This is a genomic window from Kineosporia succinea (assembly GCF_030811555.1).
Lineage (GTDB): Bacteria > Actinomycetota > Actinomycetes > Actinomycetales > Kineosporiaceae > Kineosporia > Kineosporia succinea.
Genome location: NZ_JAUSQZ010000001.1, coordinates 3,587,175 through 3,603,556 on the forward strand (window position 1 = coordinate 3,587,175; position 16,382 = coordinate 3,603,556).

At 69.4% G+C, this 16,382-nt stretch carries 16 protein-coding genes and 2 tRNA genes; 8 read left to right on the forward strand and 10 right to left on the reverse strand.

The genetic code is table 11. The features are described from left to right. Positions 1 to 232: 232 nt before the first annotated feature. The 5 genes from J2S57_RS15745 to J2S57_RS15765 all read left to right on the forward strand — a co-directional run bounded on the left by J2S57_RS15745 (position 233) and on the right by J2S57_RS15765 (position 3,471). Positions 233 to 1,411, forward strand: coding sequence for a GH12 family glycosyl hydrolase domain-containing protein (locus J2S57_RS15745; RefSeq protein ID WP_307243378.1), 1,179 nt, complete (start codon positions 233 to 235; stop codon positions 1,409 to 1,411). A gap of 76 nt (positions 1,412 to 1,487) precedes the next feature. Further along, positions 1,488 to 1,561, forward strand: a tRNA-Met gene (locus J2S57_RS15750). Between the two features lie 191 nt (positions 1,562 to 1,752). Next, positions 1,753 to 1,829 (forward strand) — tRNA-Met (locus J2S57_RS15755). A gap of 189 nt (positions 1,830 to 2,018) precedes the next feature. Beyond that, the gene (locus tag J2S57_RS15760) at positions 2,019 to 2,957 is read left to right on the forward strand and encodes a nucleoside hydrolase (RefSeq protein ID WP_307243379.1); all 939 of its coding nucleotides are present in this window, start codon (positions 2,019 to 2,021) and stop codon (positions 2,955 to 2,957) included. A 10-nt stretch (positions 2,958 to 2,967) separates the two neighbouring features. Then, positions 2,968 to 3,471, forward strand: coding sequence for an Lrp/AsnC family transcriptional regulator (locus J2S57_RS15765; RefSeq protein WP_307243381.1), 504 nt, complete (start codon positions 2,968 to 2,970; stop codon positions 3,469 to 3,471). Between the two features lie 56 nt (positions 3,472 to 3,527). Here J2S57_RS15765 and J2S57_RS15770 read toward each other — a convergent pair whose 3' ends face one another. The 10 genes from J2S57_RS15770 to J2S57_RS15815 all read right to left on the reverse strand — a co-directional run bounded on the left by J2S57_RS15770 (position 3,528) and on the right by J2S57_RS15815 (position 13,009). Further along, on the reverse strand, positions 3,528 to 4,043 hold the full coding sequence (locus J2S57_RS15770; protein ID WP_307243383.1) for an Lrp/AsnC family transcriptional regulator: 516 nt from the start codon (positions 4,041 to 4,043) through the stop codon (positions 3,528 to 3,530). 13 nt (positions 4,044 to 4,056) lie between these two features. Continuing rightward, on the reverse strand, positions 4,057 to 4,794 hold the full coding sequence (locus J2S57_RS15775) for a 3-keto-5-aminohexanoate cleavage protein (protein ID WP_307243385.1): 738 nt from the start codon (positions 4,792 to 4,794) through the stop codon (positions 4,057 to 4,059). Next, the gene (locus J2S57_RS15780) at positions 4,791 to 5,468 is read right to left on the reverse strand and encodes an RraA family protein (protein ID WP_307243387.1); all 678 of its coding nucleotides are present in this window, start codon (positions 5,466 to 5,468) and stop codon (positions 4,791 to 4,793) included. Before J2S57_RS15780 ends, J2S57_RS15775 begins: the two co-directional genes overlap by 4 nt. 33 nt (positions 5,469 to 5,501) lie before the next feature. Then, positions 5,502 to 6,320 (reverse strand): carbon-nitrogen hydrolase family protein, encoded by an 819-nt coding sequence (locus tag J2S57_RS15785; RefSeq protein ID WP_307243390.1) that lies wholly within the window; start codon positions 6,318 to 6,320, stop codon positions 5,502 to 5,504. Further along, positions 6,317 to 7,435: an ABC transporter ATP-binding protein gene (locus J2S57_RS15790; protein WP_307243391.1), complete on the reverse strand. Its 1,119-nt coding sequence runs from the start codon at positions 7,433 to 7,435 to the stop codon at positions 6,317 to 6,319. The genes J2S57_RS15785 and J2S57_RS15790 overlap by 4 nt, the downstream gene beginning before the upstream one ends. A gap of 29 nt (positions 7,436 to 7,464) precedes the next feature. Beyond that, positions 7,465 to 8,544, reverse strand: a complete 1,080-nt coding sequence (locus tag J2S57_RS15795) for an ABC transporter substrate-binding protein (protein ID WP_307243393.1) — start codon at positions 8,542 to 8,544, stop codon at positions 7,465 to 7,467. Positions 8,545 to 8,587: 43 nt separating this feature from the next. Continuing rightward, the gene (locus J2S57_RS15800) at positions 8,588 to 9,379 is read right to left on the reverse strand and encodes an ABC transporter permease (protein ID WP_307243396.1); all 792 of its coding nucleotides are present in this window, start codon (positions 9,377 to 9,379) and stop codon (positions 8,588 to 8,590) included. Beyond that, entirely contained in the window at positions 9,379 to 10,305 is a 927-nt protein-coding gene (locus tag J2S57_RS15805; protein WP_307243399.1) for an ABC transporter permease, read from the reverse strand. Before J2S57_RS15805 ends, J2S57_RS15800 begins: the two co-directional genes overlap by 1 nt. A gap of 376 nt (positions 10,306 to 10,681) precedes the next feature. Next, positions 10,682 to 12,034 (reverse strand): flavin monoamine oxidase family protein, encoded by a 1,353-nt coding sequence (locus tag J2S57_RS15810; RefSeq protein WP_370882655.1) that lies wholly within the window; start codon positions 12,032 to 12,034, stop codon positions 10,682 to 10,684. Positions 12,035 to 12,094: 60 nt separating this feature from the next. Then, positions 12,095 to 13,009, reverse strand: a complete 915-nt coding sequence (locus tag J2S57_RS15815) for a LysR family transcriptional regulator (RefSeq protein ID WP_307251053.1) — start codon at positions 13,007 to 13,009, stop codon at positions 12,095 to 12,097. A gap of 70 nt (positions 13,010 to 13,079) precedes the next feature. Here J2S57_RS15815 and gabT point away from each other — a divergent pair, with 70 nt between their 5' ends. From gabT to J2S57_RS15830, 3 genes are all read left to right on the forward strand, one after another. After that, positions 13,080 to 14,390 carry a 4-aminobutyrate--2-oxoglutarate transaminase gene (gene gabT / locus J2S57_RS15820; RefSeq protein WP_307243403.1) on the forward strand — a complete coding sequence of 437 codons (1,311 nt, stop codon included), beginning with the start codon at positions 13,080 to 13,082 and terminating at the stop codon, positions 14,388 to 14,390. Between the two features lies 1 nt (position 14,391). Then, positions 14,392 to 15,819 carry an NAD-dependent succinate-semialdehyde dehydrogenase gene (locus J2S57_RS15825; protein WP_307243405.1) on the forward strand — a complete coding sequence of 476 codons (1,428 nt, stop codon included), beginning with the start codon at positions 14,392 to 14,394 and terminating at the stop codon, positions 15,817 to 15,819. A 139-nt stretch (positions 15,820 to 15,958) separates the two neighbouring features. Beyond that, on the forward strand, positions 15,959 to 16,309 hold the full coding sequence (locus J2S57_RS15830) for a hypothetical protein (protein ID WP_307243407.1): 351 nt from the start codon (positions 15,959 to 15,961) through the stop codon (positions 16,307 to 16,309). Positions 16,310 to 16,382: the final 73 nt, after the last annotated feature.

The window sequence follows — 16,382 nt, forward strand, 5'->3', positions numbered from 1 at the left end:
CGGACGCCTGATCTGCACCTTTCTCGCTCAGGTCACCACCACGTCCTCACGCACCCCGATGGCCGCAGGAACAACGCGGAAACCCGCGTCCACCAAGCCAGTTCGCTAAATCGACCCTAAATCCAATCCCGCGGGCAACTTCTGGCCACGGAGCGGCAACTGGACAGGCGTAACCGTCCGATCGTGGCTTTCGACGCCGCGTGCCCTGACACCGGAAAGAGAAACCGTCTTCATGAAGGCTCGCATCGCACTTGCCGCCAGTGCCCTGGTGGCGGCCGTCGTCGGGGGTGGCATCGCCCTGTCCGCCCCCGCCTCGGCCGTCAACACCACGCTCTGCGACCAGTACGCGTCCACCAAGGTCCAGGGTGGCGAATACATCGTGCAGAACAACGTCTGGGGCACCAGCGCCAGGCAGTGCATCGACGTCACCGACGACGGGTTCACCATCACCCAGCAGGACGGCGTCAACTCCGGTGGCGCCCCGACCGCCTACCCGTCGCTGGTGTGGGGCTGCCACTACAACAACTGCACCAACGGCTTCGAGCCGATCCGGGCCGACACCACCGCGTTCGACGGGCTGGGCTCGAAGTCGTCGCTGAAGTACGTGTCCGGTGGCGTCTGGAACGCCTCGTACGACATCTGGTTCGACCCGACCGCGCGCAAGGACGGTCAGAACACCGGCGCCGAGCTGATGGTCTGGGCCAACCACAACGGCGGCGCCTCGCCGGTCGGTTCCAAGGTCGGCACGGTCACCACCGCCGGCGGCACCTGGGACGTCTGGTACGGCAACAGCGGCTGGAACGTCATCTCGTACGTGCGCACCTCGGCCGCCGCGTCGGTCGACTTCAAGGTGACGGACTTCTACGACGACGCCGTGCAGCGCGGCTACGCCAAGGATTCCTGGTACCTCACCAGCATCCAGGCCGGGTTCGAGCCGTGGAGCGGTGGAAAGGGCCTCGGAATCTCCGGTTTCGCGGTGACCGAGGGTGGTTCCGGTTCCACCCCGGTCGAGACGAGCGCGGCGCCCACCCTCGCGCCGGTGACGCCGACGGCCGCCCCCACGACGGCGGTTCCCACCACGACCGAACCGAGTACGGGTACGGGGACCGGCACGGCCAAGTGCACCGCGACGTACCGGGTCTCGCAGTCGTGGGGCTCCGGCTTCATCGGTGAGGTCACGGTGAAGAACACCGGCGGCAGCGCCACGAAGAACTGGAAGGTCGACTGGACCTGGCCGGCCGGCCAGAAGGTCACCTCGAGCTGGAACGCCAGCTCCGTCCAGACCGGCACGAAGGTGGCCGCGACCAGCCTGGGCTACAACGGCTCGGTGAACGCGAACGGCACCACGCAGTTCGGCATGCAGGTCGACGGGGCCACGGCCACGCCGACGCTGACCTGCAGCGCCGCCTGATCCGAGGGGCCGCCGGGTGAGTTCCGCTCCTCGATTGGTGTTCTGCCGATGCCGTGGCATATGGTTGGGCTACCGACGCGGGGTGGAGCAGCTCGGTAGCTCGCTGGGCTCATAACCCAGAGGTCGCAGGTTCAAATCCTGTCCCCGCTACATGTGCCAGCATTCCGGCTCTCCTCGAGAGCCGGAATGCTGCGTTTTGCGCCCGGTTCCCCGCCCGGTTCCCTGCCCGGTTCCCCGCCCGGTTCCCTGCCCGGTTCCCCGCCCGGGGCCGGGCGGCGTCCAGTGGATCCGCCGTACCGATTCGCCTTTCGGGGGCGACTGGCCTACAGTTGAACCAACGACGCGGGGTGGAGCAGTTCGGTAGCTCGCTGGGCTCATAACCCAGAGGTCGCAGGTTCAAATCCTGTCCCCGCTACCAAGATTGAGGCCTGGCCCCTGAGAAATCAGCGGCCAGGCCTTCATTGGTTTGTCCCAAGATCGGCCGCTCGCCCCGAAGCGATGGGTGGTTGCGGAAACCGGTCGATGACTGGCGGGATCCGGACCACGCCGATCCGGCTGGGATAGGGTGACCGGCCGTTCGTTTCACCAGATCCTCGGGGAGTCACCTGTGTCCAGCCTGCCGATCCACTTCGACTGCGACACCGGGATCGACGACTCCCTGGCGCTCGGTCACCTGATCTCGAACCCGAGCCTCGACCTGGTCGGCATCAGCACGGTCAGCGGCAACATCGACGCCGCCCGGGCCGCCCGCAACACGCTCGACCTGCTGGCCCTGGGGGGCCGCGGCGACGTCCCGGTGTCCGTCGGCGCCCACGACCCGCTGGCCGGGACCTACGCCGGTGGGGCGCCCGAGGTGCACGGCCGCAACGGCATCGGCGACGTCGACCTGCCCGCCGCGGCCCGGGGCCCGGAGTCGTTCTCCGGTGCGGAGCACATCGTTCGCTCGGCCCGCGCGCACCAGGGCACCCTGCACCTGGTGGCCGTCGGCCCGCTCACCAACCTGGCGCTGGCGCTCGAACTCGAGCCGGAGCTGCCTCAGCTGGTCGGGCACGTCACCGTCATGGGTGGCGCGGTCTGGTGTCCCGGCAACATCACCCCGCACGCCGAGGCCAACATCGGCAACGACGCCGAGGCCGCGCACATCGCGCTGACCGCCGGCTGGCCGCTCACCCTGGTGCCGCTCGACGTCACCATGACGCACGTCCTCGACGTCACCGCCCAGGACGCCCTCGCCGCGCGGGGAACCACCTTCCACCGGTCGCTGGCCGGGATGCTCGACTGCTACCTGGGTTTCCACGAGAAGCGCTACGGCAACCGGGTCTCGGCGCTGCACGACCCGATGGCCACGATGCTGGCGGCGGGTGACGTCACCGCCTCCACCGTGCGTTCGACCGGCATCGCCGTCGACACCGGCACCGGCGCCACCCGCGGTCGCACGGCCGCGGTGGAGCCGAGCGAGGAGCACCCGGCGCTCGACGTCGTCACCGGCATCGACGACCCGGTCGGTCCCTGGCTCCTCGAGCGGCTTCTCGGGATCGCGTCGTAGCATCACCGTCATGGACATCGAGGCCGTCGACGTGATCGACCGCAAGATCATCGATCAGCTGCGCATCGACGGCCGCCGTTCGTTCGGTGAGATCGGGCGCTACGTCGGGCTTTCCGAGGGCAGCGTGCGCACCCGCTACAAGCGCCTGCTGAGTCTCGGCATCGTGCAGGTGGTCGGCATGCCCAATGCGCCCAAGATGGGCTATCTCGAGGCACACCTGTCGATCCGGGTGCGGGGCGCCACGCTCGCCAGCGTGGCGACCGCCCTCTCGGAGATGCCCGAGGTGAAGTACGTGGGCTCGTGCATCGGGAGCTTCGACCTGATCGTCGACGTGCGTTTCGAGAGCCATCAGGAACTTTCGGCGTTCCTGTCCGAAAAGGTCCGGCGTGTCCCCGGGATCGAGACCATCGAGACGGCCACCACGCTCGAGATCATGAAAGACACCTACCTGTGGGCCGGTTTCCGCGACCCCGTCAGCCGCCCCACCCGACCCCACCCGACCTCAGGTGCCTGAAGGGGCCGGCCCTCGAACGACCACCTACTGCGGGGCCACCCGGTGGGCCCACGCCGTCACCGGGTACCTCCTCGCGCCGGCGGTGGCTCGGGGGCCAGCCCCGAACCCGTCGACTTGTCCCCGGCCGGGTTCCGCAGACCCGACCAGGAGTAGTCCTTGTAGAGCCGGGTGAGCACGTACTGATCGATCGTGGCCACCCCGGGGGTGCGGCGCAGTTCGTCGAGCAGGTCGGCCAGCTGGCCGAGATCCCGGGCGGTGCCCTCGATGTAGATGTCGTGCGAGCCCGCGATCAGCTCCACGTGGCCGATCGAGGGCAGCCCGAGCAGGCTGCGGGCCACCGCGCGCGGGGTGAGCCCGCGCACGGTGAGATGGAGTCGCACCGACTGGTGGCCCAGGGTGAGCGGGTTGCAGAGGGCGACGATGCGCAGGGTGCCGTCGGCGGTGAGCCGCTGCACCCGGGCGCGCACCGTCGCCTCGGACACCCCGATCACCGAGGCCATCTCGGTGAAGGTGCGCCGGCCGTCCTCGCCGAGCAGTTCGACCAGGCGCCGGTCGATCTCGTCGACCGCCATGCGTCACATCCTGTCAGGCCATGCTTTTCTCGATGGAACGGGCCAGTTCCACCATCGAGGTGTTGTCGGGTGCCGGGGTGCCGTCCTCGAGCCGCAGCATGTCCTCGTAACCCACCCGGGTCTCGCAGCCGTCCTCGAACGCGGCCCGCACCAGAGGCCAGGCCGTGACCTCGTAGCCGTGGTAGAGGATCGGGGCGGTGACGCCCGCCTCCCGCACCTGGGCGGCGATCTCGCGGGCCATCCGCACCGCCTTGTCCACGTCCTCGACCTCGGGCTCGATCAGGATGCGGACGTTCTGGTGCAGGGTGGGCGAGGCGAGCAGGGCCGGCACGTCGCCGTAGTCCCACACCGCCGACTCCAGCACCATGCCCTTGGCCAGCACCAGTTCGGCCGCCTCGGCCGCCCCCTCCTCGCAGAAGGCCACACTGGCGAAGTCGGGCCGGGCGTCGGCGTGCCACCCGTCCAGCAGGCGCATGCGCTCGGCATGGCCGGAGCACGTCCACAGGCCGGTCGTGGTCCCCAGCACGATCGTCGGGTCCACCGCCTTCACCGCGCGCACCATGGCCGCGATGTCGTCCGGACGGATGGTCTGCCCGCCGTCGGCCGTCCGGGCGTGCGCGTGCACCACGTCGGCTCCCGCCCGAACCGCCTCGAACGCGGCCTTGGCGATCTCCGACGGGGTGATCGGCACCGAGGGGTTCTCGGCGTACGAACGGCCGCCGTTGATCGCGGCCTTGATCAGAACACTCATCGACGGGCCTCCAGAATCTGGTTGATCGCGGCGGTGGCGCCGGTCAGGTCACCCAGCCGGGCGCCGTCCCGGACCTGCTGCACGAGCTCGGGCTCCTCGGCGTCATCGGCCAGCGCGGTGTCGACGATGCCCTCGAGAACGGCCGGGGCGGCGATGAAGACGCCGTTGCGGTCGCCCAGCACCACGTCACCGGGGTTGACCGTCACGCCGCCGATGCTGACCGGCACGTGCAGACCGCCGGCGTCGAGGTGCAGCAGCTTGGTGGTGAGAACACTGCGGCCGCGCGAGTACACCGGGAGCCCGAGCGGCTCGACCTCGTCGATGTCGGTCATCACGCCGTCGATGATCACGCCGGAAGCACCTCGGGCGTGCAGGATCTCACCCAGCACCTCACCGACCGGGGCGTGCCGGGTGTCGCCGCCCATGTCGATCACGAACACGTCGCCCGGCTCGCAGTAACCCGCCGCATGGTGCAGAACGGTCGAGTCCTGGGCCGTCAGGCGCACCGTGATCGCCCGCCCGACGACCTTTTTCGTGCCGCACTGGCGCTGGATCGCGGGCTCCACGAAGCCCTGCTCCAGGTAGTGCCCGATGGTCGGGAACGAGACCCGCTCCAGCTTCTGCACGAGTGAGGACGCGAGGGGCGGCGGTGGGGTGCCGATGGTGAGAGTCATGCGGTGCTTTCCTTCGCAGATGGGGGACGTTCGTCAGGCCGGGATCTCGACCCGCACCGCGAGGCGGCGGTTGGCCAGGGCGGGCAGGGCCTCGCGCACCTCCGCGGTGCGGTCGAGCGAGATCCGCACCAGCCCGATCCCGGTCTTCACCGGCCCGAGCCCGGCCCGCACCACGCCGAGCGGGTCCACGGCCAGGCTGTTACCGATGCAGTCCGGTGAGCTGGTGCCGGAAGCCAGTACCCAGCAGGTGTTCTCGATCGCCCGGGCGCGCACCAGGGTGGTCCAGTGGTCTTCCTTGGCCGGGCCCGAGACCCAGGCCGCCGACACGCTGAGCACGTCGGCCCCGCGGTCGACCAGGTCGCGCGCCAGCTCCGGGAAACGGATGTCGTAACAGTTGATCAGGCCGATCGCGACACCCTCGACCATCACCACGGGCGGCAGGTCGGGGCCGGGCACCACGTACTTCGACTCCTGGTAGCTGAACGCGTCGTACAGGTGCACCTTGCGGTAGGTCGTCACCACCTCGCCGCGCGGGTTCAGCACGGCCAGCGTGTTGTAGGGACGGTCCTGGCCGGAGGGCTCGTAGCCGCCCGCGATGAGCCAGATGTCGTGCCGGATCGCCAGGTCGGACAGCAGGGTGACGAACAGCGGCCACTCCCGGGCCACCACGTCGGCCACCGGTTCGTCGGTGATCAGGCCGGCGGCGAGCATCGCCTCCTCCGGCAGCACCGCGAGCCGGGCCCCGGCCGCGGCCGCCTGCTCGACCAGCGATGTGATCACCGCCCGGTTGACGGCCCCCTCGGTGGTGACGGACATCTGCAGGACGGCTGCGGAAAGGGAGGGGTTGCTCATGCCGGGGATCCGATCAGGGAGGGAGTGGTGTCGTCGGCGGGCAGGACCCGGCCGGCGTCGGCGGGCCAGCTGACCCAGACCTGGCCGCCGTCGGGCACCGTGGCCAGGGCGGCGGACATCGTGCCGCTGGGAACCCTGACGGTGAGCTCGGTTCCGGCGCCGACCCGGACGTGATAGGTCCATTCGTCGCCGAGGAAGACGCGTTCGGCGACCGAGCCGGCGAAGGCCCCCTCGGAGGGCCGGTCGGACAGCGACATCCGCTCCGGGCGCACCGCGACGACCACGGGGGAGCCGGTCGTCACCTCGTCGGCCGGCCGGGCCGGGACGGGACCCAACCCGGGCACCGTGACCACGCGTCCACCGTTCTCGGTGGAGACGACGGCCTCGATCAGGTTGCAGCTGCCGATGAAACCGGCCACGAAACGGGAGTTGGGCGCGTCGTAGATCTCGGTGGGGGAGGCGACCTGCAGCACGCGGCCCTTGCTCATCACCGCGATCCGGTCGCTCATGGTCAGCGCCTCCTCCTGGTCGTGGGTCACGTAGATGAACGTGATGCCCACCTCCCGCTGGAGGCGCTTGAGCTCGAACTGCATCTCCTTGCGCAGCTTCTGGTCGAGAGCGCCGAGGGGCTCGTCGAGCAGCACCACGGCGGGCCGGCCGACCACGGCGCGAGCCAGGGCCACCCGCTGCCGCTGGCCGCCGGAGAGCTCCGTGGGCTTGCGCCCGGCGAAGTCCTCCAGCCGCACCAGGGCCAGCGCCTCCCGCACCCGCCGGTCGAGTTCCGCCTTTCCGGTCTTGCGCACCCGGAGCTCGAAGGCGACGTTCTCGTACACGGACAGGTGCGGGAAGAGCGCGTAACTCTGGAAGAGCATGTTCAGATCCCGCAGTCGGGTGGGCACCCGGTCGACGGTCTTGCCGTCCAGCTCCACCGAACCCCCGCTCGGGGTCTCGAATCCGGTGATCATCCGCATCAGCGTGGTCTTGCCGCAGCCGGAGGGGCCGAGGATGCTGAAGAACTCGTTACGGCCGATCTCCAGGTCGAGGGGCTCGACCACCAGGTTGCTGCCGAAGGACTTGGTGATCCCGCGGAGCCGGACTGCAGGCGTCTGGGTCATCGTTTGCTCTTCCCGTCGTGAGAGGTGTTTCAGGACGCGGTGACGCGGGTCCAGCCGTCCTGGAAGTACTGCAGGGCCTCACCCGGGTCGACGATGAACTCGGACTTGGCGAGATCTTCCTCGGGCGCGTACACGGCCGGGTTCTCCACCAGTGACTGGTCTTTCACCTTGGCCATGGCGGCCTGGTTGGTGCTGGCGAGCGACGCGTCGTCGGTGACCAGGGCGGCGACCTCGGGGCGCAGCGTGTAGTTCAGCCACTTGTAGGCGCCGGAGGCGTTGTCGGTGCCGGCCGCGATCGAGAAGGAGTCGGTCCAGAGGGTGCCGCCCTCCTCCGGGATGATGTAGTGCACCTTGTCGTTGGCCTCGACGGCCTTCGCGGCGGTGGTGCCGCTGTAGGCCTCGGCGATGCAGGCGTCACCGGAACCCACCAGGTCGGCGTAGTTGTCGCTGTTGTAACCGGCGAGCAGGGGCTTCTGCTCGAGCATCTTGTCGGTGGCCTTCTCGATGTCGGCCTGCGACGTGGTGGTCGCCGACAGACCCTGCACCTGCAGGCCCGCGATGTACGCCGACAGCATGTTGTCGAGCATGTACATCTTGCCCTTGTACTTGCTGTCCCACAGGTCCTTCCAGCCGGTCACCTCGGCGCCGGTGCAGTCCTCGTTGTAGAGGATGCCGGTGGTGCCCCAGGCCCAGGGCAGGCTGTACTGGTTGTCCGGGTCGAAGCTCGGGTTCTGGAACTTGGTGGCCAGGTTGTCGAAGCCCTCGAGCTTGGTCTTGTCGATCTTCTCGAGCAGGTTGCGCTGCACCATCAGCTGCACCGCGTACTGGCTGGGCTCGACCACGTCGTAGCCCGAGTTGCCCGCCGCCAGCTTGGAGATCATCGTCTCGTTGCTGTCGAAGGTGTCGACGGTGACCTTGATCCCGGTCTCCTTCTCGAACCCGTCGATCACCGAGTCCGGGATCTCACCGGCCCAGGCGTAGATGGCCAGCTCGTCGGGGTTGGAGTCGCTCGCGGCCACCGAGCCCGACGAGCTGCCGCCACCGCAGGCGGCGAGGGCGAGCACGGAGGTGACGGCGACGCCGGTGGTGAGGAATGCCTTGGTCTTCATGAGAGGGGGACCTTTCGCTCAGGGCAGTGAGGTACGGCGGGAGCTAGTTGGTGCTGGCCAGGATCCGGCGCATCTGCTGGACCCCGACCACGAGGATCACCAGGAGGGTGAACAGCACGAGAAGCGTGCCGAGAGCATTCATCTCCGGGGTGAGGCCGGTCTTGAGGGTGGAGTAGATCCGCAGGGGGAGCGTGGTGGTGCCGACGCCGGAGGTGAACGTCGAGATCACGATGTTCGAGAACGAGGTGGTGAAGCTGAGCAGGAACGCGGCCAGCACGCTGGGTCGCAGCAGCGGGAAGAGCACCCGGCGGAAGGTGATCCAGCCGGTGGCGCCGAGGTCGGTCGCGGCCTCGGACAGACTCGGGTCGAGCGCGGCCATCGCACCCATCTGCACCAGGGTGGCCAGGGGCAGGGTGATGACGATGTGCCCGAGCACGAGGGTGAGCAGGCCGTTGGGGATGCCGGCACTGCTGAAGACGCTGAGAAGGGAGACACCGAGCACGATCTCGGGCACGATCAGCGGGATCAGGATGGCGCCCAGGAAGAACGCGCGGCCCTTGACCCGGAACCGCACCAGGGCGAACGAGGTGAGGAAGCCGATCGCGGTGGCGGCCAGGCCGGCCAGCAGCCCGACCACGGCACTGGTGCGCAGGGTCTCGAGAAGCCGCTCGTCGTGGAACAACTCGCCGTACCAGTGAGTGGTGAGGCCGGTGAAGCGGTAGCTGACCTCGGAGGCGTTGAAGCTGTAGACGACCAGCGCCACGATCGGGATGTAGAGGAAGACGAAGACCAGCCGGGCGAACCAGCTGACCACGCGGTCCATCGCGGTGTCCATCAGGCGGCCTTCCGGTTCGTGAGCAGGCGGAGCGCTCCGGCCACCACCGCGACCGAGAGCAGCATCAGCACGAGCACCACCATCGACATCGCGGCGCCGAGCGGCTCGTTGCGGAACTCGGTGAACAGCGTGACGATGAGATTGCCCACCAGCGGGTCTTTTCCGCCGCCCAGCAGCACCGGGATCACGAACACGCCGAGCGTGGGCACGAACGTCAGCATCACCGACGAGCCGATACCGCTGGCCGAGAGCGGGATGTAGACGCGGCGGTGGGTCTGCCACCAGCCGGCCCCGAGGTCGGCGGCGGCCTCGCGCAGCGACGGGTCGATGGCCCGCATCGAGGCGTAGATCGGGAACACCGCCACCGGCAGGAACGCGTACAGCAGCGACATGATCACCGCGAACTGCGACGGCACCAGCGAAGAGGCGTCGATACCGAGGAGATTCGCGATCTTCACGTAGGGGCCGCCGCGTCCCAGCAGGGTGATCCAGGCGAAGGTGCGCACCAGGAAGTCGGTGAGGAACGGGATGATCACCAGCATGAGCAGGACCGGCTGGCGCGAGGCGGGCCGGGTGGCGATGTAGAACGCGACCGCGTAGCCGACGACCAGGCAGACCACCGCGTTCAGGGCGGCCATCGCCAGGCTGTAGGTCATCGTCTTGGCGTAGACCGGGTCGAGCAGCTTGGTGTAGTTGTCCCAGGTGAAGCCGCCGACGTTGCCACCGAGCAGCGGGTCGCTCAGGGCGAAGCTCTCCCGGGCGATCAGGGCCACGGGCACGATCACCAGCAGCACGATCACGGCGACGGCGGGCAGCAGCAGGAGATAGCCGAACAGGCTCTCCCGGGACCTGGGTCCCTTCCCGGCGACTGCACCGGGCGCTGATGCCGGGGCAGTTGCCGGCGTGGATGCGGTAGCCATGCTCATCGGTGGATCCGTCCTTCCCGTGTGGCTCCGGCGTTACGAGATGCCTAATCGTGCGTGAATGCCGGCCGTCGCGACATGGACCAGGACGTCGGAACGCGTCGTAGAAGCGTTTCTCATTGATGCGTTTCGCAGTGCGGTCTCGTCACGTCAGCCTGTTTTCGCGTGTGACCTGCGGAAACGGGCCTCGCTGGATTCGGGGGACAGCCTGGCGGATGAGGCCCCGATCACGCTCGCGACGCACCGGGGTGACCACTTCGTCCCCAAAGGAGCGAAATGGCATGATCACCGGGGGTGTTCGTCATGCGCCGGACACACGAAGAGGCCCGGGTTCGTGAAGAACCCGGGCCTCGGTGACGTTTTCCGCTGTGGGAGCGGGCTACAGCAGCGCCTCTGCGAGCATCCGGCCGATCCGGATCGCGCCGTCGACGTGCTGGAAGCCGAGGCCGGCCACGTCCGAGGTGCCGAACGAGATCGGTCCCACCGGCTGACGCAGGGTGGCGCCGTAACGGGTCAGGCCGCCGATGTCGAAGCTGACGGCGTAGGCGCCCGCGGTCCACTCCTCGGCCATCCAGCGGCTCTCGTAGTAGGCCGACGGGTGCAGAGCCTTCTCGCCGTAGTAGGTGGCGAGAACGTCCAGGACGCGGGCCTTTCGCTCGTCCGGCGACAGGGCGAGAAGGGCGTCGGCGTTCTCGTCCGAGGCGAAACCGACGAGTGTGCCCCGGGTGTCGTCGTGGTTGGTGTTGTCGTAGGCCTCGTGAACCACTTGATACGGGCTGAAAGCGGTTCCGGAAAGACCGTCTTCACGCCAGAACGGCGTCGGGTACGTGATGTGCAGTTTGATCACGATGCCGAACGAGGTGTGCTGGCGGGCCTGCATGTGCACCGGCGGCAGGTTGGGCGTGAACTGGATCCGCGAGACCAGGGTGGGCGGTACGGCGACGATGACCCGCCGGGCCTGCCAGGTGCCGTTCACCAGAACGCCTTCGGTGGTGTACTCGATCGACGTCACCGGGGTTCCGGTGATTACCGCGTCGCCCAGCTCCTCGGCCAGGCGCAGCGGGACCTGCTGCAGGCCGCCCTTGACCCGGCGGTCGAGGATGAAGTCGGCGTCGACCAGGTGGGTGAAACTGCCTGCGCTGGCGGCCATCAGAACCGCGGACAGGGCCGAGAACGAGTGCGCCGGCTTGGTCAGCATGGCCGGGCCGATGTAGAGGGCGATGTTGTCGCGGGCCTCGGGGTCGTCGCTCTGCTGCTCGAGCCAGCTCGAGAACGAGATCCGGTCGAGCTCGGCGGCGCCCGGCATGTCCCACGGGTGCAGGGGGTCCATCTGGGCGGTCAGCTTGTCGAGAATCCCGGTCAGCCGGTCGACCTCGGACTCGGTGTGCGCGGAGACCGGGAAGCTCGCGCCGGCGAAGGTGCGGCGCACGCCGTCGCGGCCCACGTAGACGCTCTCGCCCTCGCGGTAGCGGGCGAAGGTTTCCAGGCCGAGTTCGTCGAGGGTCTCGAGCAGGGCGGTCTGGTCGGGGGAGACCCACTGCCCACCGAGTTCGAGGCGCACGCCGTCGACCTCGTCGGTCCACAGCCGCCCGCCGATGCGGTCGCGGGCCTCCAGCACCACCACGTTCTGGCCGGCCCGGCGAAGGCGGGTGGCCGCGGTGAGGCCGGTGACGCCGGCTCCTACGACCACGACGTCAGTTGTGGGCATGAGATCTCCTTGGAGTGCGTATATCGTCGCGTTGAGTGTCGATGACGCCTGATTCCGCGTCAAGTGCGGTTAACGGCGACGAAATCAATGGGCGGACGTCGTGGTCACCACGGTTTCCGTAGGCTGCGGGATCACGCCGGGGCCGTACCGCTCCACGCAGAAGCCCGCGAGCCGGTCGGCCAGCTCCGCCAGGGTGGTGGCGGCGTGGTGACGGGGGTCCCAGGCGGCGTAGAGGTGCAGGCGCAGGCCGGGAAGCGCCAGGGGGACGAGATCGAAGCGCGGGTCGTCGGACACCACGGCCACACCTCGGCCGGCTGCGGCGAGGGCCTGGGCCACCCGGGCGTTCGTGCAGTCGATCGTCTCCCGGTAGCTGAGTCCGGCCGCGTGCACGGCCTCGTCGAGCAGCTGCCGGGGCCGGAAGTCCTCGGTGAGCAGCAACAGAGGCCGCTCGACCAGATCCGCCAGCCCGATCGTCCCCCCTGGTGCCCTTTGATCGTCAGGGCGGACCTGGGCCCAGATCGGGAGCACGGCCAGGGGGCGGGAGGCCAGGTGACGTGCGGGAGGACGCGGCACGATGGCGAGATCGGCGCCCGAGTGCAGGGCGGCGTCGGCACCGCGCGGGTCGAGCTGCCGCACGATCGGCACCGGGTCGTGTGGATGCAGAGTGGCCAGGAACGGCGCGAGCACGTCGTTCAGCGTGGTGGTGGGTACGGCGAGGTGCAACTGGTCGAGGTGCCCGGAGGCGATGGACGAGGCGGCCCGGCGCACCTCGTCGGCCTGGCGCAGCAGGTTGCGGGCGAGGGGGAGGAACTGTTCACCGGCCTGGGTCAGCCGCAGCCGGTGGCCCTGACGCTCGAACAGGGCCAGGCCGAGGTCCTGCTCCAGCTGGCGCAGCTGCCGGGAGAGCACGGGCTGGGTGACGTGGAGCTGCGTGGCGGCCTTCGTGGCCGAGCCCGCGTCGACCGTCTCGGTGAAGTACCGCAGCAACCTCAGGTTCATGCTCACGGGACATGAAGATAGTGCTGAACAGGTCTTGGACAACATGAACGTCAGGCCGCACGCTGCTCGCATGTCCCTCGAACAGACCCGCCACCTGGCCACCGAGCTGCCCGGCCCGAAGTCGGCCGCCCTGATGCGGCGCAAGCAGGCCTTCGTCAGTCCCGGCGTCGGCACGACCATGCCGGTGTTCGCTGCCCGCGCGGCCGGTGGCATCGTCGAGGACGTCGACGGCAACCGGTTCATCGACCTCGGATCGGGCATCGCCGTCACCACGGTCGGCAGCAGTGCGCCGCGGGTGGTCGAGGCGGTGCGGGCGCAGGTCGCCGAGTTCACGCACACCTGCTTCATGATCACGCCGTACGAGTCGTACGTGGCGGTCGCCGAGGCGCTGGCCCGGCTGACCCCCGGCGACTTCGAAAAGCGTTCCGCACTCTTCAACTCCGGGTCCGAGGCGGTGGAGAACGCGGTCAAGATCGCGCGCTCGTACACCGGCAAGGACGCGGTGGTGGTCTTCGATCACGCCTACCACGGCCGCACGAACCTGACGATGGCGATGACCGCCAAGGTCGCGCCGTACAAGCACGGGTTCGGGCCGTTCGCGGGCGAGGTCTACCGGGCGCCGATGTCGTATCCCTCGCGGGACGGGCTCTCGGGTGCGGCGGCGGCGGCGCGGGCCGTCTCGCAGATCGAGACCCAGGTCGGGGCGGGCAATCTCGCCGCGCTGGTGATCGAGCCGATCCAGGGTGAGGGCGGTTTCATCGTGCCCGCGCCCGGTTTCCTGGCCGCTCTGGCCGACTGGTGCTCCAAGAACGGTGTGGTCTTCGTGGCGGACGAGGTGCAGTCCGGTTTCGGGCGCACCGGAACCATGTTCGCGGTCGAGCACGAGGACGTCGTGCCCGACCTGGTCGTGTCGGCGAAGGGCATCGCGGGTGGGCTTCCGCTCGCGGCGGTCACCGGTCGCGCGGAGATCATGGACGCGGTGCACACCGGCGGTCTCGGCGGCACCTACGGGGGTAACCCGCTCGCCTGCGCCGCGGCCCTGGCCGTGATCGAGACCATCGAGGAGGACGGGCTTCTCGAGCGTGCCCGCGAGATCGAGACCCTGGTGCTGGGCTGGCTCCGCGCACTGGACGACGCGCGCATCGGCGACATCCGCGGCCGTGGCGCCATGCTGGCGGCCGAGTTCGTGGACCCGGCCACCGGCGAGCCCGACGCCGCGCTGGCCAAAGCCGTTGCGGGGTATGCCCACAGCCGCGGTGTGATCACGCTGACCTGCGGAACCTGGGGCAACGTCATCCGTTTCCTGCCGCCGCTGAGCATCTCGGACGAGCTGCTGTCCGAAGGCCTGGACATTATCGCCGCCGCCCTGAAGGAGAACTGACATGGGTTACGAGGAGAGCGTTCTCATCGGCGGCCGGTGGCAGGCGGGTAGCCGGGGGCTCTTCGACGTGGTGAACCCGGCCACCCTCGAGGTGGTCGCGCAGGTCTCCGACGCGGGGGTGGACGACGCGATCGCCGCCGTCGACGCGGCCCACGCGGCGTTCCGGGGCTGGGCCGCCACCGCGCCGCGGGCCCGGGCCGACCTGCTGATGAAGACGCGTGAGCTGATGCTGCGCGATGCCGAGGAACTCGCCCAGCTGATCGCGCTGGAGAACGGCAAGTCACTGACGGACGCGCGGGGCGAGGTGGTCTACGCGGCCGAGTTCTTCCGGTGGTTCGCCGAGGAGGCCGTGCGTCCGCACGGTGACTTCGGCTCGTCGCCGGCCGGGGGCACGCGCACGATCGTGACCCACCACCCGGTCGGCGTCGCGGCCCTGGTCACTCCCTGGAACTTCCCGGCCGCCATGGCGACCCGAAAGATCGCCCCCGCTCTGGCGGCGGGCTGCACCGTCGTCCTCAAGCCGGCGGCCGAGACCCCGCTGACCGCTCTGGCCGTGGCCCGGCTGATGGCCGAGGCCGGGGTGCCCGACGGCGTGGTGAACGTGGTGCCGGGTGAGGACGCGCCCGCCATCGTGGCCGCCTGGACCGACGACCCCCGCGTCCGCAAGATCTCGTTCACCGGCTCCACCGACGTCGGGCGCCAGCTGCTGCGCCAGGCCGCGAACCGGGTCATGAACACGTCGATGGAGCTCGGCGGCAACGCGCCCTTCATCGTCACGGCCGATGCGGACGTGGACGCGGCGGTGGACGGCGCGATGATCGCCAAGTTCCGCAACGGCGGCCAGGCCTGCACCGCCGCGAACCGGTTCTACGTGCACGCCGACGTCGCCGCGGAGTTCACCGCCAAGCTGGGCGCCCGGGTCGAGGCCCTGAAGGTCGGCCCGGCGTCGGAGGGTTCGGACATCGGTCCCCTCATCTCGGCCAAGGCCCTGGCGAATGTGCAGCGTGTCGTGGAAGGTGCCCTGGTGACCGGCGCCCGCATCGCCTTCCAGTCGCAGCCGGCCACCGCGCCCGGCCACTTCTTCACCCCGATCGTGCTGACCGGCGTCACCTCGGAGTCGGAGGTGGTGCGCGAGGAATCGTTCGCCCCGGTCGCGCCGATCGTCACCTGGACCGACACCGAGGACATGCTCGACCAGGTGAACTCCACCGAGTACGGCCTCGCCGCCTATCTTTTCGCCGGCGACCTGGGAGCCGGCCTGAAACTGGCCGAGCGCGTCGAGGCCGGCATGATCGGTGTGAACCGCGGCCTGGTCTCCGACCCGTCGGCGCCGTTCGGCGGCGTCAAGCAGAGCGGTATCGGCCGCGAAGGAGCCCGGGTGGGCCTCGAGGAGTACACCGAGACGCAGTACTTCAGCGTCGCCTGGTAGCTCCTGCCGACACCCCGCCGGGCGCGGCGGTGTCTGGCCTTGCCCCGGCTGACAACCGAACGCCATCGCCTCTCTGGTTGTTCGAACAAATGTTCGATAGAATCGGCGTGTCCGGCGCGCGCGACGCGGGGGTGGTGCTATGGAGCCGTTGCAGTCCCGAGCTGTTCGTCAGAGTCGTCCGAGCGGTTCCTCCGGCCGGGTGCACGCGCCGCCGGAGGCGGTTCCGGTGCTGGCCCTGCTGCGGGGTGACGACGAAGAGGTGCTGGCTGTGGTGCCGGCGGCGGTGCAGGCCTGGGCGGGTGAGTCGGTGCTCATCACATGGGCGGCGCGGCGTGGGGTGCGGTTGTACTCGGCCTGGATACCGGCGGCCGATGTGGTGCGGGGTGACGCGGCGGCGCGGTTGCTCGACGAGTTCGCGTTCGGGGGTGGGTACCGGGCGGTGATCGCGCGGTTCCTGGCCTGGAAAGAGAGCCGGCCTCGGTCGGCCTGACCCGAGGGCCGCGATGAGTTCGGGACGGTGGGTGCGTCCTAGGTGTTGTGGTGCATGAGGTTAGTGACGGCAG

Coding starts and splice junctions, on each gene's coding strand:
- J2S57_RS15745 (WP_307243378.1), top strand. CDS start 233: ATGAAGGCTCGCATCGCACTTGCCGCCAGTGCCCTGGTGGCGGCCGTC.
- J2S57_RS15765 (WP_307243381.1), top strand. CDS start 2,968: ATGGACATCGAGGCCGTCGACGTGATCGACCGCAAGATCATCGATCAG.
- J2S57_RS15770 (WP_307243383.1), bottom strand. CDS start 4,043: ATGGCGGTCGACGAGATCGACCGGCGCCTGGTCGAACTGCTCGGCGAG.
- J2S57_RS15775 (WP_307243385.1), bottom strand. CDS start 4,794: ATGAGTGTTCTGATCAAGGCCGCGATCAACGGCGGCCGTTCGTACGCC.
- J2S57_RS15780 (WP_307243387.1), bottom strand. CDS start 5,468: ATGACTCTCACCATCGGCACCCCACCGCCGCCCCTCGCGTCCTCACTC.
- J2S57_RS15785 (WP_307243390.1), bottom strand. CDS start 6,320: ATGAGCAACCCCTCCCTTTCCGCAGCCGTCCTGCAGATGTCCGTCACC.
- J2S57_RS15790 (WP_307243391.1), bottom strand. CDS start 7,435: ATGACCCAGACGCCTGCAGTCCGGCTCCGCGGGATCACCAAGTCCTTC.
- J2S57_RS15795 (WP_307243393.1), bottom strand. CDS start 8,544: ATGAAGACCAAGGCATTCCTCACCACCGGCGTCGCCGTCACCTCCGTG.
- J2S57_RS15800 (WP_307243396.1), bottom strand. CDS start 9,379: ATGGACACCGCGATGGACCGCGTGGTCAGCTGGTTCGCCCGGCTGGTC.
- J2S57_RS15805 (WP_307243399.1), bottom strand. CDS start 10,305: ATGAGCATGGCTACCGCATCCACGCCGGCAACTGCCCCGGCATCAGCG.
- J2S57_RS15815 (WP_307251053.1), bottom strand. CDS start 13,009: ATGAACCTGAGGTTGCTGCGGTACTTCACCGAGACGGTCGACGCGGGC.
- gabT (WP_307243403.1), top strand. CDS start 13,080: ATGTCCCTCGAACAGACCCGCCACCTGGCCACCGAGCTGCCCGGCCCG.
- J2S57_RS15825 (WP_307243405.1), top strand. CDS start 14,392: ATGGGTTACGAGGAGAGCGTTCTCATCGGCGGCCGGTGGCAGGCGGGT.
- J2S57_RS15830 (WP_307243407.1), top strand. CDS start 15,959: ATGGAGCCGTTGCAGTCCCGAGCTGTTCGTCAGAGTCGTCCGAGCGGT.